General features: G+C 72.6%; 19 protein-coding genes. 7 read left to right on the top strand and 12 right to left on the bottom strand.

All coding sequences use genetic code 11. The features are described 5' to 3' along the window. Window positions 1–49 precede the first annotated feature (49 nt). The 3 genes from ACZ5C2_RS09360 to pdhA are packed head-to-tail and all read right to left on the bottom strand — an operon-like array spanning window position 50 to window position 3,617. Window positions 50–1,471 carry a dihydrolipoamide acetyltransferase family protein gene (locus tag ACZ5C2_RS09360; RefSeq protein ID WP_468788285.1) on the bottom strand — a complete coding sequence of 474 codons (1,422 nt, stop codon included), beginning with the start codon at window positions 1,469–1,471 and terminating at the stop codon, window positions 50–52. Continuing rightward, entirely contained in the window at window positions 1,471–2,475 is a 1,005-nt protein-coding gene (locus tag ACZ5C2_RS09355) for an alpha-ketoacid dehydrogenase subunit beta (RefSeq protein ID WP_468788283.1), read from the bottom strand. Before ACZ5C2_RS09355 ends, ACZ5C2_RS09360 begins: the two co-directional genes overlap by 1 nt. Next, window positions 2,472–3,617 carry a pyruvate dehydrogenase (acetyl-transferring) E1 component subunit alpha gene (gene pdhA, locus ACZ5C2_RS09350; RefSeq protein WP_468788281.1) on the bottom strand — a complete coding sequence of 382 codons (1,146 nt, stop codon included), beginning with the start codon at window positions 3,615–3,617 and terminating at the stop codon, window positions 2,472–2,474. The genes ACZ5C2_RS09355 and pdhA overlap by 4 nt, the downstream gene beginning before the upstream one ends. Before the next feature lie 185 nt (window positions 3,618–3,802). On the opposite strand from pdhA, the gene ACZ5C2_RS09345 reads away from it, so the two are divergent. Next, window positions 3,803–4,288, top strand: coding sequence for an Lrp/AsnC family transcriptional regulator (locus ACZ5C2_RS09345; protein ID WP_468788558.1), 486 nt, complete (start codon window positions 3,803–3,805; stop codon window positions 4,286–4,288). Between the two features lie 29 nt (window positions 4,289–4,317). Here the strand turns inward: ACZ5C2_RS09345 and ACZ5C2_RS09340 are convergent, their stop codons facing one another. Together ACZ5C2_RS09340 and ACZ5C2_RS09335 are read right to left on the bottom strand one after the other, a co-directional pair. Beyond that, the gene (locus ACZ5C2_RS09340) at window positions 4,318–4,908 is read right to left on the bottom strand and encodes a TetR/AcrR family transcriptional regulator (protein WP_468788279.1); all 591 of its coding nucleotides are present in this window, start codon (window positions 4,906–4,908) and stop codon (window positions 4,318–4,320) included. After that, window positions 4,905–6,419, bottom strand: a complete 1,515-nt coding sequence (locus tag ACZ5C2_RS09335) for a 3-hydroxyacyl-CoA dehydrogenase (protein ID WP_468788277.1) — start codon at window positions 6,417–6,419, stop codon at window positions 4,905–4,907. The genes ACZ5C2_RS09340 and ACZ5C2_RS09335 overlap by 4 nt, the downstream gene beginning before the upstream one ends. A gap of 161 nt (window positions 6,420–6,580) precedes the next feature. Here ACZ5C2_RS09335 and paaN point away from each other — a divergent pair, with 161 nt between their 5' ends. Continuing rightward, window positions 6,581–8,272, top strand: coding sequence for a phenylacetic acid degradation protein PaaN (paaN, locus tag ACZ5C2_RS09330; protein WP_468788275.1), 1,692 nt, complete (start codon window positions 6,581–6,583; stop codon window positions 8,270–8,272). Here the strand turns inward: paaN and ACZ5C2_RS09325 are convergent. Genes ACZ5C2_RS09325 through ACZ5C2_RS09315 form a run of 3 tightly spaced genes read right to left on the bottom strand, consistent with a single transcriptional unit; the run spans window position 8,269 to window position 11,241 of the window. Beyond that, window positions 8,269–9,060: a TrmH family RNA methyltransferase gene (locus ACZ5C2_RS09325; RefSeq protein ID WP_468788273.1), complete on the bottom strand. Its 792-nt coding sequence runs from the start codon at window positions 9,058–9,060 to the stop codon at window positions 8,269–8,271. The genes paaN and ACZ5C2_RS09325 overlap by 4 nt on opposite strands. A gap of 10 nt (window positions 9,061–9,070) precedes the next feature. After that, window positions 9,071–10,324, bottom strand: a complete 1,254-nt coding sequence (locus tag ACZ5C2_RS09320; RefSeq protein WP_468788271.1) for an HTTM domain-containing protein — start codon at window positions 10,322–10,324, stop codon at window positions 9,071–9,073. Next, window positions 10,321–11,241, bottom strand: coding sequence for a DUF5819 family protein (locus ACZ5C2_RS09315; RefSeq protein WP_468788269.1), 921 nt, complete (start codon window positions 11,239–11,241; stop codon window positions 10,321–10,323). Before ACZ5C2_RS09315 ends, ACZ5C2_RS09320 begins: the two co-directional genes overlap by 4 nt. A gap of 307 nt (window positions 11,242–11,548) precedes the next feature. Here ACZ5C2_RS09315 and paaA point away from each other — a divergent pair, with 307 nt between their 5' ends. Genes paaA through paaE form a run of 5 tightly spaced genes read left to right on the top strand, consistent with a single transcriptional unit; the run spans window position 11,549 to window position 15,165 of the window. Next, window positions 11,549–12,562 (top strand): 1,2-phenylacetyl-CoA epoxidase subunit PaaA, encoded by a 1,014-nt coding sequence (gene paaA, locus ACZ5C2_RS09310; RefSeq protein ID WP_468788267.1) that lies wholly within the window; start codon window positions 11,549–11,551, stop codon window positions 12,560–12,562. Continuing rightward, the gene (gene paaB / locus ACZ5C2_RS09305) at window positions 12,559–12,846 is read left to right on the top strand and encodes a 1,2-phenylacetyl-CoA epoxidase subunit PaaB (protein ID WP_184819245.1); all 288 of its coding nucleotides are present in this window, start codon (window positions 12,559–12,561) and stop codon (window positions 12,844–12,846) included. The genes paaA and paaB overlap by 4 nt, the downstream gene beginning before the upstream one ends. Continuing rightward, window positions 12,843–13,577: a 1,2-phenylacetyl-CoA epoxidase subunit PaaC gene (paaC, locus tag ACZ5C2_RS09300; protein ID WP_468788265.1), complete on the top strand. Its 735-nt coding sequence runs from the start codon at window positions 12,843–12,845 to the stop codon at window positions 13,575–13,577. Before paaB ends, paaC begins: the two co-directional genes overlap by 4 nt. Then, window positions 13,571–14,107: a 1,2-phenylacetyl-CoA epoxidase subunit PaaD gene (paaD, locus tag ACZ5C2_RS09295; protein WP_468788263.1), complete on the top strand. Its 537-nt coding sequence runs from the start codon at window positions 13,571–13,573 to the stop codon at window positions 14,105–14,107. Before paaC ends, paaD begins: the two co-directional genes overlap by 7 nt. Then, complete coding sequence (paaE, locus tag ACZ5C2_RS09290) at window positions 14,107–15,165, top strand: 1,2-phenylacetyl-CoA epoxidase subunit PaaE (RefSeq protein ID WP_468788261.1); 1,059 nt, start codon at window positions 14,107–14,109, stop codon at window positions 15,163–15,165. Before paaD ends, paaE begins: the two co-directional genes overlap by 1 nt. Before the next feature lie 20 nt (window positions 15,166–15,185). Here the strand turns inward: paaE and ACZ5C2_RS09285 are convergent, their stop codons facing one another. The 4 genes from ACZ5C2_RS09285 to ACZ5C2_RS09270 form a co-directional block, all read right to left on the bottom strand. Then, entirely contained in the window at window positions 15,186–15,515 is a 330-nt protein-coding gene (locus tag ACZ5C2_RS09285; RefSeq protein WP_468788556.1) for a rhodanese-like domain-containing protein, read from the bottom strand. Window positions 15,516–15,567: 52 nt separating this feature from the next. Beyond that, a complete protein-coding gene (locus ACZ5C2_RS09280) occupies window positions 15,568–16,404 on the bottom strand; it encodes a hypothetical protein (protein ID WP_468788259.1) in 837 nt (278 codons plus the stop codon). A 90-nt stretch (window positions 16,405–16,494) separates the two neighbouring features. Further along, entirely contained in the window at window positions 16,495–17,880 is a 1,386-nt protein-coding gene (locus tag ACZ5C2_RS09275; protein WP_468788554.1) for a DUF2252 domain-containing protein, read from the bottom strand. Between the two features lie 259 nt (window positions 17,881–18,139). Continuing rightward, the gene (locus ACZ5C2_RS09270) at window positions 18,140–18,805 is read right to left on the bottom strand and encodes a ScbR family autoregulator-binding transcription factor (RefSeq protein ID WP_468788257.1); all 666 of its coding nucleotides are present in this window, start codon (window positions 18,803–18,805) and stop codon (window positions 18,140–18,142) included. Window positions 18,806–18,809: the final 4 nt, after the last annotated feature.

Raw genomic sequence — 18,809 nt, 5'->3', positions numbered from 1 at the left:
GGGGCACGCGGACACGGTCGGTGAGACCGCGAAGGAGTCGCAAGCGGACTCACAGCGTTCGCAGCAGCACCGCCGGTTGCTCCACGCAGTCCGCCACGTACCGCAGGAAGCCTCCCGCCGTACCGCCGTCGCAGACCCGGTGGTCGAAGGTGAACGAGAGCTGCACGACCTGCCGCACTGCCAGCTCGCCCTCGTGCACCCACGGCTTGGGGACGATGCGGCCGACGCCGAGCATGGCGGCCTCGGGGTGGTTGATGATGGGTGTGGAACCGTCGACACCGAACACGCCGTAGTTGTTCAACGTGAAGGTGCCGCCGGTGAGTTCCGCGGGCGTCAGCGACCCGGCCCGGGCCGCCTCGGTCAGCCGGGCGAACTCCGCCGTGAGCGACTCCGCGTCCCGCGTGTGCGCGTCCCGTACGACGGGGACCACGAGCCCCCGGTCGGTCTGGGCGGCGAAGCCGAGGTGCACGCCGTCGTACCGGACGATCTCCCTGGCCCCGGTGTCCACCGAGGAGTTGAGCTCGGGGAAGCGGGCGAGCGCGGCGGTGCAGATCCTGGCCAGCAGAGCGAGGACGGAGATCTTCGGCCCGCCGGCCGCGTTCATCGCCGCGCGGGTCCGCATCAGTTCCGTCGCGTCGGCGTCCACCCAGCAGGTCGCGTCCGGTATCTCGGTGCGGCTGCGGGAGAGCTTGTCGGCGACGGCACCGCGGATGCCCTTGAGGGGGACGCGGGTGAGGGCCGGGGTGCTCGTGGGACCGGCCGGTGCCGGTACGCCCGCCGTCCGCGGTGTCTCGGCCGGCACGTCCGTACGGCCCTGGGTGCCGGCGGCGCGCAGCGCGTACTCCACGTCCGCCCGCAGGATCAGCCCGTCGGGCCCGGAGCCGGTCATCTCCCGCAGATCAAGGCCGTTCTGCCGGGCCAGCCTGCGCACCAGGGGGGAGATCACCGGAACGGGTCCGTCCGCGGCCCCGGAGGCGGGAGCCTGCGCGTCGGCGGGCTCCGCGGTCCTGAACTGCCCGTTCAGAGCGCGGGGGGCCGGCGCGGCTGGTGCCGTCTCCCCCGGGCGCACCCGGCGGCGCCGGGCCGGTGCCTCGGAGGTGCCGTAGCCGACCAGGACATTGCCGGAGCCCTCAGTGGCCGGTCCCCGGCCGGGTGCTCCCCCGGCGTCCGCGGCGTCCCCCGCGTCCCCCGCGTCCGCGCCGGCGCCCGTGCGGCCCTCGTCCGCCTCCCCCACCGCCACCGTCAGCAGCGGAGCACCGACGGGCAGTTCCGTGCCCTCCGCACCGAAGCGGGCCGTGACCACACCGCCGTAGGGGCAGGGCACCTCCACCATCGCCTTGGCCGTCTCGACCTCGACGACCGGCTGGTCCACGGCGACGACGTCACCGACCTCCACCAGCCAGCGCACGATCTCCGCCTCGGTGAGTCCCTCACCGAGGTCGGGCAGCTTGAACTCCAGCACCTGTGCCATCAGCTCTCGGCCTCCCACTGCAGGCGCCCCACGGCGTCCAGGATCCGGTCCACACCGGGCAGGTGGTGGCGCTCCAGCATCGGTGGCGGATACGGCAGGTCGAACCCGGCCACACGCAGCACCGGCGCCTCCAGATGGTGGAAGCAGCGCTCCATGACCCGGGCCGCGATCTCACCGCCCGGGCCGCCGAAGCCACCCGACTCGTGGACGACGACCGCGCGTCCCGTCCGCCGTACCGAGGCGCACACCGTCCCGTCGTCGAACGGCACCAGGGAGCGCAGATCGACGACCTCGAGGTCCCAGCCCTCGGCCCGGGCCGCCTCGGCCGCCTCCATGCAGACGGGGACGGACGGCCCGTAGGTGATGAGCGTGGCGCTACGGCCGGAGCGCCGCACCACCGCACGGCCTATCGGTTCAACGGCCGTCGGCTCCTGCGGGTTCCAGGAGTCCTTCGACCAGTACAGCCGCTTGGGCTCCAGGAAGACGACCGGGTCGTCGGAGGCGATGGCGGCGCGCAGCAGGCCGTAGGCGTCCGCGACGGTCGCGGGCGTGACGACATGGAGCCCCGGAGTCGCCATGTAGTACGCCTCGGAGGAGTCACTGTGGTGCTCGACGCCGCCGATGCCGCCGCCGTAGGGGACACGGATGGTGAGCGGCAGGGGCATCTTCCCGCGCGTGCGGTTGCGCATCTTCGCCACGTGCGAGACGAGCTGTTCGAACGCCGGGTAGGCGAACGCGTCGAACTGCATCTCCACGACCGGGCGCAGGCCGTACATGGCCATGCCGACGGCCGTACCCAGGATCCCCGCCTCGGCCAGCGGCGTGTCCATGCAGCGGTCCTCGCCGAACTCCCTGGCGAGCCCGTCGGTGACCCGGAAGACACCGCCGAGGGCGCCGACGTCCTCGCCCATGACGTGCACGGACGCGTCGGCGGCCATGGCGTCGCGCATCGCGCGCGTGAGGGCCTGCGCCATGGTGGCCGGCTTGACGGCGACGGTGGTCATCGCTGCGCCCCTTCTTCCGGCCCGGCCTCGGCCGCCAGCTCGGCCCGCAGCTGCTCCCGCTGCTCCTCCAGCTGGGGGGTGGGCTCGGCGTAGACGTGCGCGAAGAGGTCCATGGGGTCGAGCGCGGGGTTCTGGTTCATGCGGGCCCGCAAGGATGCGGCCATGGCCTCGGCGTCCTGGCGCGCGGTCTCGGCGCCGGCCTCGTCGAGCAGTCCGCGCCCGGTCAGCTCCTGCTCGATCAGTGCGATCGGGTCGTGCTGCTTCCAGGTCTCCACCTCGGCGTCGCCCCGGTAACGGGTCGCGTCGTCGGCGTTGGTGTGCGCCTCCACGCGGTACGTGATCGCCTCGACCAGGGTCGGACCGCCGCCCGCGCGGGCGCGGCGCACGGCGTCGGCCAGGACCTCGTGCACGGCGACGGCGTCGTTCCCGTCGACCAGGCGGCCGGGCATGCCGTAGCCGACGGCCTTGTGGGCCAGCGACGGGGCCGCGGTCTGCTTGGCGAGCGGTACGGAGATCGCGAAGCCGTTGTTCTGCACGAGGAAGACCACCGGCGCCTGCCAGACGGCCGCGAAGTTCAGCGCCTCGTGGAAGTCGCCCTCGCTGGTGCCGCCGTCGCCCACCATGGCGAGCGCGACGACGTCGTCGCCCTTGAGGCGGGCGGCGTGCGCAAGACCCACGGCGTGCGGCAGCTGGGTGGCGAGCGGGGTGCTCAGCGGGGCCACGCGGTGCTCGTGGGGGTCGTACCCGGTGTGCCAGTCGCCGCGCAGCAGGGTGAGGGCCTCCACGGGGTCCACCCCGCGGGCGACGACGGCAAGGGTGTCGCGGTAGCTCGGGAAGAGCCAGTCGCGCTCTTCGAGCACCAGCGCGGCAGCGACCTCGCAGGCCTCCTGGCCGGTGCTGGAGGGGTAGACCGCGAGACGGCCCTGCTTGGTGAGGGCGGTGGCCTGCGCGTTGTACCGACGGCCCCTCACCAGCTCCGCGTACAGCCGGCGCAGCAGCTCCGGGTCGGCCTCGGCGGCGGCCCCGGTGCCGAGGACACGGTACGGCTCCGCGTCCGGCAGCAGCGGCGCGGGGTCGGTACGGGGCTGCCAGGCGGGCGGCGGGGTCGGCCGGTAGGCCCCCCGCTGCTCCATGACCGTCATGACGGCACCTCCTCGTGGGATGTCGGAGGCGCGGCGTCTGTGACGCGCCTCACCAACCGATTGTTCGGTCGCCGGCACATTTTGGCTACAGGTGGCACCAGGCTGTGGACAAACGGTTCTCCACACCCTGTGATGGATGCAGTACGTCCACAGCGGAGAGGTGGGGGCGGGTGGCATCTGAACAAATGGCCGAGAGCCAGGAGGGGATGGGGCAGCCGCCTCCCGCGCGGCCCCTGGACGCGATCGACCAGGACATCCTGCGCATGCTCCAGGCGGACGGACGCGCGTCCATACGCTCGGTCGCCGAACGGGTCCATGTCTCCCGCGCGAACGCCTACGCGCGGATCAACCGGCTCCTCGAGGACGGCGTCATCAGGGGCTTCGGGGCCCGTGTCGACCACGAGCGGGCCGGTCACGGGACGTCCGCCTACATCACGCTGAGGATCGTCCAGAACACCTGGCGCACGGTCCGCGAGCAGCTCAGACAGCTCCCCGGCGCCTCCCACATCGCGCTGGTCGGCGGGGATTTCGACGTACTGCTGCTGGTGCACACGCCCGACAACCGGACGCTGCGCGAACTGGTGCTCACCCGGCTTCAGGCCATCCCCGAGGTACTGAGCACGCGCACCCTGCTGGTGTTCGAGGAGGAGGACCTGGAGCCCCAGGGTTGAGACGGCGCAGGGGTCGGCCGGGAACGGCCTCAGACGGCCTTGCGCAACCCTCCGAAGGCCAGCCGCGCCACCGCGTCGGCCACCTCGCGTTCATCCATGCCGCGCTGGTCCGGCCGGTACCACTCCGCGATCGAGTTGATCATCCCGAAGACCAGCCGGGTCACCAGGCGCACCTCTATGTCCTCGCGCACGTCCCCCTCGGCCGCCGCCGCCTTCAGCAGCGCGGCTACCCGGTGGTCGAACTCGCGGCGCCGCTCCAGCGCCCACCGTTCGGTGTCCGTGTTGCCGCGCACCCGCAGCAGCAGCGTCACGTACGGCAGCTCGGCGATCAGCACCTCGACCATGCGCCGTACGACGTATTCCAGACGCTCGGCGGCGCGCCCCACGCGCGCGTGCTCCTCCTCGAGGATGCCGAAGAGCCCGTCCAGCGCCCGGCTCACCGCGCGGCGCAGCAGTTCCTCCTTGCCGGCCACGTGATGGTAGATCGACGACTTGGAGATGCCGGCGGCCCTGGAGAGGTGCTCCATGGAGGTGCCGTCGTAGCCGCGCTCGTTGAACACCCCGACGGCGACGGACAGCAACGTCTCCGGCGTGTACGTGTCGCGCCTGGCGGTGGTCATGGGGTGTCCTCCCGCTTCCCGGTGGCGCACGCGTGGCGGGAGAGGGCGAGGGAGGGAGCGTAGCGGCCGGACGGTTCGCGCTCGTGCAGATCCGCGAGCAGGGAGCTCGCCCAGCCGCGGCCGAGACGGCGGCCCCACTCGAAGGGGCCGAGGGGGTAGCTGACGCCCAGCCGCATCGCGGTGTCGATGTCGTCCTCGGTGGCCACGCCCCTGGCGACGGCGTCGTGCGCGAGGTCGATGATCCGGGCCACCGTCCGCGCGACGATCATTCCGGGGACGTCCCCGATGACACTGACCTTCTTGCCGAGCGCCTGGAACAGGCCGACGGCCTCGGCGACGGTCCGTGCGGAGGTGTCCTGGCAGTGGGACAGGGCGATCCGCGTGGCCGTGCGGTAGTCGAGGGCGAGGTCGAAGTAGACGACGTCGAGGAACTCCACGGAGGTCTGGCCGTCGGCGAGCACCAGTTGTCCGCCGCCGGGCAGCACCAGCCGGGTGCCGCCGTCCTCGTCCTGCGCGCGCACCTCGATGCCCGCCTCACGGATCAGGGCGAGCAGTTCCGAGGCCGGTCCCAGGTCGCCCTCGGCGACGACGTACGCGGGCGGTTCGGCGGGCTCGGCGGTGTGCGGTTCGGGACGCTCGGCGCCTTCCCGGTGGTCGTACCAGCCGTGCCCGGTCTTGCGGCCGAGCCGGCCGGACTCGACCAGCCGGCGCTGCGCCAGGGACGGCGTGAAGCGCACGTCCTGGAAGAAGGACTGCCACACCGAGTGGGTGACGGACTCGTTGACGTCCTGGCCGATGAGGTCGGTCAGCTCGAAGGCGCCCATCCGGAAACCGCCGGACTCGCGCAGCACCGCGTCGATGGTGGCCGGGTCGGCGCCCTGGGACTCGTACACCGCGAAGGCCTCGGCGTAGAAGGGCCGGGCGACGCGGTTGACGATGAAGCCGGGGGTGTCGGCGCAGGCGACGGGTGTCTTGCCCCAGGCGCGGGCGGTCTCGAACGCGCGCGTGGCGCTGGTGACGTCGGTCGCGAACCCGGAGACGACCTCGACGAGCGGCAGCAGCGGCGCGGGGTTGAAGAAGTGCAGGCCCAGGAAGCGTCCGGGCACGCGCAGGGCGCCGCCGATCGCCGTGACCGACAGGGAGGAGGTGTTGGTGGCGAGCAGGCAGTCGTCGGAGACGACGTCCTCCACCGCCCGCAGCAGCTCCTGCTTGACGTCGAGCCGCTCCAGGACCGCCTCGACCACCAGGGAGCAGCCGGCGAGACCGCTCAGCTCGTCGACGGGCTGGAGACGGGCACGCGCGGCGTCCCGCTCGGCGGCGCCGATCCGCTTCTTCTCCACCAGCCGGTCGAGCCGGGCGGCGATGGCGTCGGCCGCCTGCCGGGCCTGCCCCGGGGCGGCGTCGTACAGCCGCACAGGATGGCCCGCGACCAGCGCGACCTGGGCGATTCCCTGGCCCATGGTGCCGGTGCCGACCACGGCCACGGGACTGCTGAGGTCGAGTGCTGTCATGTGCGCGATCCTCCCGCACGGGGTTTTCCACAGATGCGGCGGACCCCCTTGTCCCGACCGATCGTTCGGTTACCCTAACTCTGACCGCCCGTTCCTGCCTACGTTTCCGCACAGGTCCATGAGCTCGACGAAGAGTTCCTGAGACGAGGAGTTGGTCCCGCATGGCCGCCGAACTCACGGCGCACGAGCTGATCGCCCGCCACCGTCCCACCCTGGACCAGGCGCTGGAAGCGATCCGCACGCGCGCGTACTGGTCCCCGCACCCCGAGCACCCCAAGGCGTACGGGGAGAACGGCAGCCTGGACATGGCGGCGGGCAAGGCCGCGTTCGACGCCCTGCTCGGCACCCGCCTCGACCTCGGCCAGCCGGGCACGGACGGCTGGGTGGACGGCGAGACCTCCCCGTACGGCATCGAGCTGGGCGTGAGCTATCCGCACGCGGACCTGGACGAGCTGCTGCCCGCCATGAAGGCCGGGATGCGCGCCTGGCGCGACGCGGGCGCGGAGGCCCGCGCGGTGGTCTGCGCGGAGATCCTCAAGCGGATCAGCGACCGCACGATGGAGTTCGCCCACGCGGTCATGCACACCTCCGGTCAGGCGTTCATGATGGCGTTCCAGGCGGGCGGTCCGCACGCGCAGGACCGCGGCATGGAAGCGGTGGCCTACGCGTACGTGGAGCAGGTCCGCACGCCGGACACCGCGGAGTGGACCAAGCCGCAGGGCAAGCGCGACCCGCTGGCGCTCACCAAGCAGTTCGTCCCGGTCCCGCGCGGCATCGGTCTCGTCATCGGCTGCAACACCTTCCCGACGTGGAACGGCTACCCGGGCCTGTTCGCCTCCCTCGCCACCGGCAACGCGGTCCTGGTCAAGCCGCACCCCCGCGCGGTGCTGCCGCTCGCGCTCACCGTCCAGGTGGCCCGCCAGGTGCTCACCGAGGCGGGTTTCGACCCGAACCTGGTGGCGCTGGCCGCCGAGCGGCCCGGTGAGGGCATCGCCAAGACCCTCGCCACCCGCCCGGAGATCCGGATCATCGACTACACCGGCTCCACCGAGTTCGGCGACTGGCTGGAGGGCAACGCGCGCCAGGCGCAGGTGTACACGGAGAAGGCCGGCGTCAACACGGTGATCGTGGAGTCGACCGGCGACTACAAGGGGATGCTGGCCAACCTGGCGTTCTCCCTGTCCCTGTACAGCGGCCAGATGTGCACCACCCCGCAGAACCTGCTGATCCCGCGCGACGGCATCGCCACCGATCAGGGCCCCAAGTCGTTCGACGAGGTCGCCGCCGACCTCGCGAAGGCCGTCGACGGCCTGCTGGGCGACGACGCCCGCGCGAACGCGCTGCTGGGCGCGATCGTCAACCCGGACGTCAAGGCCCGGCTGGAGGCCGCCGCCGGTCTGGGCGAGGTCGCCCTCGCCTCCCGCGAGATCGCCCACCCCGAGTTCCCGGGTGCGGTGGTCCGTACGCCGGTGATCGTGAAGCTGGACGGTGCGAAGCCGGACGCCGAGGCCGCCTACATGAGCGAGTGCTTCGGCCCGGTCTCCTTCGCCGTCGCCGTCGACTCGGCCGACGACGCGGCGGAGCTGCTGCGGCGGACGGTCCGCGAGAAGGGCGCGATGACGGTCGGCGCGTACACGACGTCCCCGGAGGTCGAGGAGACGGTGCGTGAGGTCTGTCTGGAGGAGGCCGCCCAGCTCTCCCTGAACCTCACCGGCGGGGTGTACGTCAACCAGACGGCCGCCTTCTCCGACTTCCACGGCTCCGGCGGCAACCCGGCGGCCAACGCGGCCCTGTGCGACGGCGCCTTCGTGGCCAACCGGTTCCGGGTGGTCGAGGTCCGCAAGGAGGCCTAGGAGGCGTGAGGTGCGCCCCCGGTTGCGCTCCAGTGGTACAGCGTCATGGCCACACTGGTCGCGAGGTTGTAGCTGGACACCTGGGGGCGCATCGGCAGCGCCACCAGATGGTCGGCCCGCGCGCGCAGTTCGGGCGACAGTCCGCTGCGCTCGGAGCCGAAGGCGAGCAGCGCGTCGTCCGGCAGCTTCAGGGAGCGGATGTCCTCGCCCTCGGGGTCGAGCGCGAAGACCGGTCCCGGTGGCAGTTCTCCGACGGCCATCCGCTCCACGGCGGTGGCGAAGTGCAGCCCGGCCCCGCCGCGCACCACCGTGGGGTGCCAGGGATCGAGCGTGCCGGTGGTCACGACACCGGTCGCCCCGAAACCGGCGGCCAGCCGGATCACCGCGCCCGCGTTGCCGAGGTTGCGCGGGTTGTCCAGGACCACCACGGGCGCGGTGCGCGGCGTGTGCGCCAGCTTCTCCAGGTTGCCCGCGCGGGAGGGGCGTACGGCGAGGGCGGCCACGGCGGTCGGGTGCGGGCGCGGCACGAGCGAGGCGTACGTCTCGTGCGGCACCTCGGTCAGCAGCTCCGCCAGCGCCTCCCGTACGTCCCCGGCCAGTTCGTCGGCGAGGGCGAGCGCGGCGCCCCGGTCCGCGGCGAGCGCCGTCCGCACCTCCGCCCCGAAGCGCACCGCGTGCTTGAGCGCGTGGAATCCGTCGAGCAGGACGGCTTCGCCGGCCAGGCGGCGCCAGGCGGACACCGGGTCGGCCGGGTTCTCGGGTCCCGCGGTGCGGGCGGGGTCGGTCATGGCCTGCAGCCTACGTGCGCGGGCCCGGCGCCCCACCGGCTGCCGGAGCCGCCTCCAGCGGAGCGGGGATCCCGCCGACGGGCGGGTCGGCCGGGGACCGCGGTCCCGGAACCGGTGCCCGGCCCCCGCGCGGGCGCAGCCTCCCACGCACGCGTGCCGCCAGGTTGCCCAGACGGCGCAGGAAGGACGTCGGCAGGAAGACCGCGTCGGCCGCGATCATCGCCAGGGAGAAGAAGGGCAGCCCGAGCGCGACGGCGATCACCGCGTGCTCAAGGATCATGAAACTCAGCAGGACGTTCTTGACCCGCCGGTTGAACAGGGTGAACGGGAAGGCGACCTGTACGGCGACCGTCGCATAGGTCACCAGCATCACCAGGCCCCCGCTGGCCGTCAGCAGGTCCGCGAGGGCCGGCCAGGGGGAGAAGTACTCCAGGTGGAGCGGGTAGTGGACGGCGGTGCCGTCCTGCCAGCGGGAGCCCTGCACCTTGTACCAGCCGGCCGTGGCGTAGATCAGGCACGCCTCCGCCATGATCACCAGCAGCGCGCCGTTGTGCACGGTGTTCGCGACGACGTCCAGCAGGATCCGCGGCTGGGCGGTCCTCGCGCGACGTCCGACCAGCCACCACAGCGCCTGCGCGAGCCAAACGGCCCACAGCAGCGCCGGTATGAACCAGTCCCCGTCCATCCGTCCCGCCAGTGTGGCCAGGAGCAGCAGGAAACCCAGCACGCTCCACAGGGCCGGGCCGACCCGGTCACGTGGTCGCTCCCCCCGCGCGCCGGCCTCGGCCGCGCGGCGCGTCCGCCACGCGTCCAGTGACCAGACCTGGCCGCAGCGGGTGAAGACCAGGTAGACGGCCATCAGGTGCAGGACGTTGTCGCCGCCGTCCCCCATGAACACGCTGCGGTTCTGCAGCCCCAGCACCCCCACCATGAACAGCACCGACATGGTGCGGGTGCGCCAGCCCAGCAGCAGCAGGAGGCTCCACAGCGCGGCCAGCGTGTAGACCGCCTCGAACCAGATCTGGCTGTCGGACCACAGCAGCACGGTGAAGGCGCCGTTCGTCCCGACCAGCTGCTCGGCGAGGCCGAAGTCCCAGGGCCCGTCGGGGCCGTACAGCTCCTGGCGGTGCGGGAACTCGCGCAGCAGGAACAGCAGCCAGGTCAGGCTGAAGCCGATGCGGATCACGGCGGTCTGGTGCGGGCCGAGCGCGGAGTCGGTGCCCCGGGCGATCACCCGGGAGAGGACCGGCGAGAAGCGGTTCACCCGACACCTCCCCGGGTCTCGTCCTCGCGCAGTGACCACCAGGGCAGGGTGCGGTACACGGGCGTGGTGGAGATCTTCTCGTCGCTCCAGTCCGGCGGCGGCACGTTGGTGGTGCGCGAGCGGACCTGGACGCGGTCGACGACACCGTCCGCACCGGCCGCGCCCGCGCGGTCGAGGCGCATCGCCATGATGCGGCGCAGATACGCCTCGGAGAGTGCCCCGCGCAAACCCACCGGCCGGTTCTCGTCGTCGTGCGTCGAGACGAAGAAGTCCCAGGCGCGACGCAGTTCGTTCTGCTGGGTGTGGCTGGGCAGCGGGTTGCCTTCGATGGCCCGGCCGTCCTGCGCGGACAGGTCGTACCAGCCGGTGGTCCGTGACGTCCCGTCCGCCGTACGGATCTCGGCACGCACCTGGACGGCGACGTTCTGCTGCAGGGGGTTCGGCGCGAACAGCTTCCAGTTCTGCTCGAACTCCGGGTAGACCCAGTTCTGGATCGTCTCGCCGTGCTGCTTGCTGACCGTGTTCGAAGGCGCGACGTGCAGGAACATCATGCCGAGGTGGACACACACCCCCACGGCGACGCCCGCGAGCGCGAGCGCGGCGCCGATCCGGTAGCGCAGAGAGAGGGCGGCCACGCCGGTACGGGGTTCGGCGGGCGGGCCCGCCCCCATGACGGGCGGGCCCGTCATGGGGGCGGGGCCGTGCCCCGGGACGGGACCGGGGCCGGAATCGGGGCCGGGGTCGGGGGAGTGCGGTGGGGGCGGGCCGTACGCCGCCGGGTGGACGGGGCCGACCGGCGGGACCCCGGGCACGGGCGGGCCGGCCGGGTACACGGGCGGGGCGGGACTCGGGTCCGGCCCGCTGCCCTGCCCTGCAGGCCCGTGCCGGGCGTCCGAGCCCTTGTCGTACGCGTTCATTCCGCCCCGATCCACCGATCCCGGTCCGTCGCCGCTTCACCCCGGCCGCGGGGATTCGTCCCGCCCCGCACGACCGCTCCGCCGCGTCGCACGGAACGGTACTCACCACCGGACGCCCGGGCACAGTCCCCCTGGACTCCCGCTGTGGCCGTCACCACATGCGCGGGCCGAGCACCGTGGTCCACAGCGGCACCCGCAGGTTATCCACAGCGGTTGACACCTCGCGGTGCCCGTCTCACCATGGAATCGCACGAACCGAACGATCGGTCGGGAGCGTGCTCCGGAAATCCAGGTCGAGGGGGACCTCATGGCGACAGCAGCCGCCCGCGATACGGCGGGCAGCCGGGCGTACGACGTGATGGCGGGCGCGGACGACACCGCCGGCCGCGAGCACGCCTTCGACGCGGCCGTCGCCGCCGACGAGCGGATCGAGCCGCGCGACTGGATGCCGGACGCCTACCGAGCCACGCTGGTCCGGCAGATCGCACAGCACGCGCACTCCGAGATCATCGGCATGCAGCCGGAGGCCAACTGGATCACGCGCGCGCCCTCGCTGCGCCGCAAGGCGATCCTGATGGCCAAGGTGCAGGACGAGGCCGGGCACGGCCTGTACCTCTACAGCGCCGCCGAAACGCTCGGCACCAGCCGCGAAGAACTGCTCGACAAGCTGCACTCCGGCCGCCAGAAGTACTCCTCGATCTTCAACTACCCCACGCTGACCTGGGCGGACGTCGGCGCGATCGGCTGGCTCGTGGACGGCGCGGCGATCACCAACCAGGTACCCCTGTGCCGCTGCTCCTACGGACCGTACGCGCGCGCCATGGTCCGCGTCTGCAAGGAGGAGTCCTTCCACCAGCGCCAGGGCTACGAGCTGCTGCTGGCCCTCAGCAAGGGCACCACGGAGCAGCACGCGATGGCACAGGACGCGGTGGACCGCTGGTGGTGGCCGTCACTGATGATGTTCGGCCCGCCCGATGACGAGTCGCAGCACTCCGCGCAGTCGATGGCCTGGAAGATCAAGCGCCACTCCAACGACGAGCTGCGCCAGCGCTTCGTCGACATCTGCGTTCCCCAGGCCGAGTCCCTCGGTCTCACCCTCCCCGACCCGGACCTGAAGTGGAACGAGGAGCGCGGGCACCACGACTTCGGCGCCATCGACTGGGCGGAGTTCTGGGAGGTCCTCAAGGGCAACGGCCCGTGCAACGAAGAGCGCCTGACCCGGCGCAGGCGGGCCCACGAGGAGGGCGCCTGGGTCAGGGACGCGGCAGCGGCCCACGCGGCCAAGCACATGAACGGCGAGACAGGAGCGACGCGAGCATGACCCACACCGACTGGCCCCTGTGGGAGGTCTTCGTGCGCTCGCGCCGGGGACTGTCCCACACCCACGCCGGCAGCCTGCACGCGCCGGACGCGGAGCTCGCCCTGCGCAACGCCCGCGATCTGTACACCCGGCGCGGCGAGGGCGTCTCGATCTGGGTCGTTCCGTCGACCGCGATCACCGCCTCCTCTCCCGACGAGAAGGACCCGTTCTTCGAACCGGCCGCCGACAAGCCCTACCGGCACCCGACGTTCTACGAGATCCCCGAGGGGGTGCAGCACCTGTGACGACGACACCCGCCGGGACCACCGCCGCCACGGCCGCCGCGCTCGCCCTCGGAGACGACGCCCTGGTGCTCTCCCACCGCCTGGGCGAGTGGGCCGGCCACGCCCCCGTGCTGGAGGAGGAGGTCGCCCTCGCCAACATCGCCCTGGACCTGCTGGGCCAGGCCCGGGTCCTGCTGTCGATGGTCGGCGACGAGGACGAACTCGCCTATCTGCGCGAGGAGCGGGCCTTCCGCAACCTCCAGCTGGTGGAACAGCCCAACGGCGACTTCGCCCACACCATTGCCCGACAGCTGTTCTTCTCCGCCCACCAGTTCCTCCTGTACGGAGAACTGGCCGCGGGTGACGGTCCGTTCGCGCCGCTGGCCGGGAAAGCCGTCAAGGAGACCGCCTACCACCGCGACCACGCCGAGCAGTGGACCCTGCGCCTCGGTGACGGCACGGACGAGAGCCGTGCGCGGATGCAGCGGGCCGTGGACGCCCTATGGCGCTACACCGGCGAGATGTTCCAGCCGGTCGAGGGCGTCGACGTCGACTGGACCGGTCTCGAGGCGGCCTGGCTGGAGTGGACCGGCGAGGTGCTGCGCCGGTCCACGCTCACGCTTCCCGAGGGCCCACGCACGGGAGCATGGGCGGCCGGTGCGGGCCGTCAGGGCCTGCACACCGAACCCTTCGGCCGGATGCTCGCCGAAATGCAGCACCTGCACCGCAGCCACCCGGGGGCGGCATGGTGACCACCACCCCGCTGGAGGCGGAACTCCTGGAGCTCGCGGGATCGGTGCCCGACCCCGAACTCCCGGTGCTGACCCTGCGCGAGCTCGGCGTGGTGCGCGCGGTGCACCTGCGCGGGGCGGAATCCGTCGAGGTCGAACTGACCCCGACCTACACCGGCTGCCCGGCCATCGAGGCGATGAGCCTCGACATAGAGCGGGTGCTGCGCGAGCACGGGGTGCGCGAGGTCACCGTGCGCACGGTGCTCGCGCCCGCCTGGTCGACCGACGACATCACGGACGAAGGGCGGCGCAAACTGCGGGAGTTCGGCATCGCCCCGCCCCGCGTGCGGGCGGCCTCCTCCGGCCCGGTGCGGGTGGAGCTCGGGGCGACCCGCACCACCCGGCCGGACGAAGGACCGGCCCCCGTCCACTGTCCGCACTGCGGGTCCGCCGAGACCGAACTGCTCAGCCGTTTCTCGTCCACCGCGTGCAAGGCGCTGCGCCGGTGTCTCGCCTGCCGTGAACCGTTCGACCACTTCAAGGAGTTGTGATGGCCCGCTTCCACCGGCTCCGGGTGGCCGCGGTCGACCGGCTCACCGACGACTCCGTCGCCCTCACCCTCGCCGTCCCCGCACACCTGCGCGAGGAGTACCGGTACGCCCCCGGCCAGCATCTGGCCCTGCGGCGCACCGCCGACGGACGGGAGATACGGCGCACCTACTCCATCTGCTCCCCCGCCCCCAACGGCGAGGCGCCGAGCACCCTCCGGGTCGGTGTGCGGCTGGTCGAGGGCGGCGCCTTCTCCACGTTCGCGCTCAAGGAGATCGGCCTCGGCGACGAGCTGGAGGTGATGACCCCGGCCGGCCGCTTCACGCTTCCTCCCGCGCCCGGCAGGTACGCGGCGGTCGTCGGTGGCAGCGGTATCACCCCGGTGCTGTCGATCGTCTCGACCCTCCTCGCCCGCGAACCGAAGGCCAGGTTCTGCCTGATCCGCAGCGACCGGACGACCGCTTCCACCATGTTCCTGGAGGAGGTCGCCGACCTGAAGGACCGCTACCCCGAGCGGTTCCAGCTGGTGACGGTGCTCTCCCGTGAGGAGCAGCAGGCGGGACTGCCGTCCGGACGGCTGGACCAGGAGCGGCTGACCGGGCTGCTGCCGGCGCTGCTGCCGGTGGAACAGGTGGACGGCTGGTTCCTGTGCGGGCCGTACGGACTGGTCGAAGGCGCCGAGCGGGCGCTGCGCGGACTGGGGGTCGCCCGCTCCCGCGTCCACCAGGAGGTCTTCCACGTGGACGCCGGTACGGCGACCGTCTCCACGACGCCCGCCCCCGCGCACAGCACGGTCACCGCCCGGCTCGACGGGCGCGGCGGCACCTGGCCCGTCCGGGCCGGCGAGTCCCTGCTGGACACGGTGCTGCGCAACCGGCCCGACGCGCCCTACGCCTGCAAGGGCGGGGTGTGCGGCACCTGCCGCGCCTTCCTCGTCACGGGCGAGGTGCGGATGGACCGCAACTTCGCACTGGAATCGGAGGAGACGGAAGCGGGCTACGTCCTGGCCTGCCAGTCGCATCCGGTGACGGAGAGGGTGGAACTGGACTTCGACCGGTAGGAGCCCGCGGCCCCGGCCCGCTAGAGGACGTGCCCCGGCTCTCCGTCGTCGGTGACGACCGGGCGGCCGGCGGACTCCCACACCTGCATGCCGCCCTGCACATTCACGGCGTCGATACCCTGCTGCGCCAGGTACATCGTGACCTGGGCCGACCGCCCCCCGGAGCGGCAGATCACATGGACGCGGCCGTCCTGCGGGGCGGCCCCGGTCAGCTCCCCGTAGCGGGCCACGAACTCGCTGATGGGGATGTGCAGCGCCCCTTCGGCGTGACCGGCCTTCCACTCGTCGTCCTCCCGGACGTCCAGCAGGAAGTCGCCGTCCTTGAGGTCCGCGACCTGGACCGTGGGCACACCAGCTCCAAAACTCATGCCCACGACGCTACCCGACCCGGCGGACGCGAGCTCAGGCCAGCAGAGCGGCCAGCTCGGCCTCGCGCTCGGTCACCTGTGCCTGAAGCTGACCGGCGATCTCCTCGAGCAGCCGGTCGGGGTCGTCCGGGGCGAGGCGGAGCATCGAGCCGATGGCGCTCTCCTCGAGCTCCTTGGCGACCAGCGTGAGCAGTTCCTTGCGCCGGGAGAGCCATTCGAGGCGGGCGTAGAGCTCCTCACCGGCGCTCGGCACGCGCTTCAGCTCCGGGCCGGCGGCCCACTCCTCGGCGAGTTCCCGCAGCTCCGCCTCGCTGCCGCGGGCGTAGGCGGCGTTGACGCGGGTGATGAATTCCTCGCGGCGGGCACGTTCCTCGTCCTCCTGCGCCAGGTCCGGGTGGGCCTTGCGGGCGAGGTCGCGGTAGAGCTTGCGGGCCTCCTCGCTGGGCCGCACCCGCTGCGGAGGCCGCACCGGCTGGTCCGTGAGCATGGCGGTGGCCTCGGGGAACAGACCGTCCCCGTCCATCCAGCCGTTCATCAGCTCCTCGACGCCGGGGATCGGCATGAGCCGGGCACGCGCCTCGTCGGCCAGGCGCCGGTCATCGGGGTCGTCGCTGCGGGACGCCTTCGCCTCCAGGATCCGGGCGTCCAGCTCCTCGAGGCGGGCGTACACCGGGCCGAGCTTCCGTTCGTGCAGCCGGGAGAAGTTCTCGACCTCGACGCGGAAGGTCTCCACGGCGATCTCGAACTCGATCAGCGCCTGCTCGGCCGCCCGTACGGCCTGCTCCAGCCGGTCCTCGGGCCGCGCCGCGTCACCGCCACCGGGCGTCCGCTCCGCGCCGCCGCCACCCTGCTCACCTTCCGAGGTCGTCACCCGGACAGCGTAGGCCACCCGGCCGGACGTCACGCCCGCTCCGGTGGCGCACTGCCCGGCCGGCCGTGCGCGCCTGCCCGGGACGCCCGCTCACACCCCGGTCTCCGCCGCGATCCGTCCCGACCGCACCGCCCTCACCAGATCCGTGTGATCCGCCTCCGTGCGGTCGGCGTAGGAGACGGCGAAGGTGGCCACAGCCTCGTCCAGCTCGTCGTTCTTGCCGCAGTAGCCGGCGATCAGACGGGGGTCGGCACTGTGCGAGTGGGCGCGGGCCAGCAGGGCTCCGGTCATCCGGGCGTAGTCGTCGACCTGGTCGGCGGCCAGCGCCGCCGGGTCGACGCTGCCCTTGCGGTTGCGGAACTGACGCACCTGGAAGGGGCGGCCGTCGACCGTCGTCCAGCCCAGCAGGCTGTCGCTTATGACCTGCATCCGCTTCTGGCCGTGGACCACGCGCCGGCCCTCGTGCCCGGCCTCGGGGGCGTCGAAGCCGGCCGTCGCCAGATGCGGTACGAGCGCCGAGGGGCGGGCCTCCTTCACCTGGAGGACCAGCGGCTCGCCCCGGTGGTCCAGGAGCAGCACGACATACGAGCGGGTGCCCACGCTGCCGGTGCCGACGACGCGGAACGCCACGTCGTGCACCGCGTGCCGGGCGAGCAGCGGGTGGCGGTCCGGCGGGAGCGTGCCCAGGTACTCCTCGAGGGAGGCTGCCACCCGGGCGGCCTCGGCGTCCGGTATCCGGCGCAGCACCGGCGGCGCGTCGACGAAGCGGCGTCCGCCGTCCCCGGTCGGCTCGGTGGACCTGGCCGCGAACCGGCCGCTGGTGTTCGCGCGGGCCTTCTCCGAGACCCGCTCCAGCGTGCCCAGCAGATCGTGGGCGTCGGTGTGCGAGACGAGTTCCTCGTCCGCGATGGCGTTCCACGCGTCGAGCGCCGGCAGTCTGGCCAGCAGCCGCATGGTGCGCCGGTAGGCGCCGACGGCGTCGTGGGCCGCCGCGCGGCAGATGTCCTCGTCCGCGCCTGCCTCCCGCCCGGCGAGCACCAGCGAGGCGGCGAGCCGCTTGAGGTCCCACTCCCAGGGGCCGCGCACGGTCTCGTCGAAGTCGTTCAGGTCGATGACCAGTCCGCCGCGTGCGTCCCCGTAGAGGCCGAAGTTCGCCGCGTGGGCGTCACCGCAGATCTGGGCGCCGATCCGGGTCATGGGCGTGCGGGCCAGGTCGTACGCCATCAGACCGGCCGATCCGCGCAGGAAGGCGAACGGTGTCGCCGCCATCCTGCCCACCCGGATCGGGGCCAGTTCCGGCAGTCTGCCGCGGCTGGACTCCTCGACGGCGCCGACCGCGTCGGGGCGGGAGGCGTCCGGGTCGAGGGTGGCGTGTGCGCCGCGCGGCACCTCCGCGCGCAGCGCCCGGCCCTCCTGCTTGGGCGTGCCCGCGGCCGGCCACTCGGCGAACCCGGGCACCCGCGGCAGCCGCCGCATCGGGTCCGCGCCGCCGGCCGGGCCGGCCTCCGCCGCCCCGGCGACACCTTCGGTCCCGGCCACCCCGGCAACGAGCTCCGTCACGGCAACCGCCTCCCCCGTACCTGTGCGTGCCGTACACACGCGTCGACATCGAACGTGCAGACCGTACAACCGGTGGCCGAAAAGCGTCAGGCCCCTGTGGACAACTCTCCCCCTGTGGACAAGCAGCCCGCCCCGCCCCCGTCCTGTGGACAACCGGGCTGCCCCCCTCCGGTGCCTACCCGGCCTCCGCCACGTTCCCCGCCACCGGCTGGAGTCGTCCCTCGGCGAGCAGCCGCCCGGCACGATCCTGGGAGATGTCCAGCCGGGCCAGCACCGCGGGAACCGCGATGCCGGGCAGCATGTGGTGGAACAGCACGACGACCCGGTGCTCCAGGTCCTGTCGCTGGCAGCGCAGCTGCGACAGCAGCTGCACCCCGGAGAAGCTCGCGACCAGCAGTTCCGCCGTCTCCGTCGTATCCACGTGCGGCAGCAGCTCGCCACCCGTCTTCGCCTCGGCCAGCGTCCGGGTGGTCTGGTCGATCCACATGCCGAACGCCGGGGTGCGGTCCAGGCCCAGCGCACCCTGGTCCAGTGCCAGTCCGACGCTCGCCCGCACCAGCGGCTCCGTCCGCAGCCGCATGGCCAGCACCAGACCGGAGTCGACCAGCTCCTGCAGCTTGCTCGACTGGGGCGGCAGGGAGATCGCCAACTGCTCCTCGAACACCCCGAGCGCCAGCTCCTCCTTGGAACCGAAGTGGAAGTACAGCGCGCCCTTGGTGACCCCGGCCCGCTCCAGGATCTCCCCGATGGTCGCCAAGGTGTATCCGCGTTCGTCGAACACGGCGGCCGCCGCCTCCAGAATGATCCGCCGGGTGCGGATCGCGCGCTCCTGTCGCGCCATCGGG

It is taken from the genome of Streptomyces sp. NPDC031365 (assembly GCF_055569765.1).
Note: the sequence above shows the minus strand (reverse complement) of the source record. Positions and strands in the feature narration are given on the sequence as shown.

What these genes read in the sequence shown, in the direction of transcription:
- ACZ5C2_RS09270 (WP_468788257.1), bottom strand. Translation starts at nt 18,805, where the DNA reads ATGGCGCGACAGGAGCGCGCGATCCGCACCCGGCGGATCATTCTGGAG.
- ACZ5C2_RS09325 (WP_468788273.1), bottom strand. Translation starts at nt 9,060, where the DNA reads ATGACCGACCCCGCCCGCACCGCGGGACCCGAGAACCCGGCCGACCCG.
- ACZ5C2_RS09275 (WP_468788554.1), bottom strand. Translation starts at nt 17,880, where the DNA reads ATGCGGCGGCTGCCGCGGGTGCCCGGGTTCGCCGAGTGGCCGGCCGCG.
- ACZ5C2_RS09355 (WP_468788283.1), bottom strand. Translation starts at nt 2,475, where the DNA reads ATGACCACCGTCGCCGTCAAGCCGGCCACCATGGCGCAGGCCCTCACG.
- pdhA (WP_468788281.1), bottom strand. Translation starts at nt 3,617, where the DNA reads ATGACGGTCATGGAGCAGCGGGGGGCCTACCGGCCGACCCCGCCGCCC.
- paaE (WP_468788261.1), top strand. Translation starts at nt 14,107, where the DNA reads ATGGCCCGCTTCCACCGGCTCCGGGTGGCCGCGGTCGACCGGCTCACC.
- paaD (WP_468788263.1), top strand. Translation starts at nt 13,571, where the DNA reads ATGGTGACCACCACCCCGCTGGAGGCGGAACTCCTGGAGCTCGCGGGA.
- ACZ5C2_RS09335 (WP_468788277.1), bottom strand. Translation starts at nt 6,419, where the DNA reads ATGACAGCACTCGACCTCAGCAGTCCCGTGGCCGTGGTCGGCACCGGC.
- ACZ5C2_RS09340 (WP_468788279.1), bottom strand. Translation starts at nt 4,908, where the DNA reads ATGACCACCGCCAGGCGCGACACGTACACGCCGGAGACGTTGCTGTCC.
- ACZ5C2_RS09315 (WP_468788269.1), bottom strand. Translation starts at nt 11,241, where the DNA reads ATGAACGCGTACGACAAGGGCTCGGACGCCCGGCACGGGCCTGCAGGG.
- paaB (WP_184819245.1), top strand. Translation starts at nt 12,559, where the DNA reads ATGACCCACACCGACTGGCCCCTGTGGGAGGTCTTCGTGCGCTCGCGC.
- ACZ5C2_RS09345 (WP_468788558.1), top strand. Translation starts at nt 3,803, where the DNA reads ATGGCCGAGAGCCAGGAGGGGATGGGGCAGCCGCCTCCCGCGCGGCCC.
- paaA (WP_468788267.1), top strand. Translation starts at nt 11,549, where the DNA reads ATGGCGACAGCAGCCGCCCGCGATACGGCGGGCAGCCGGGCGTACGAC.
- ACZ5C2_RS09360 (WP_468788285.1), bottom strand. Translation starts at nt 1,471, where the DNA reads ATGGCACAGGTGCTGGAGTTCAAGCTGCCCGACCTCGGTGAGGGACTC.
- paaN (WP_468788275.1), top strand. Translation starts at nt 6,581, where the DNA reads ATGGCCGCCGAACTCACGGCGCACGAGCTGATCGCCCGCCACCGTCCC.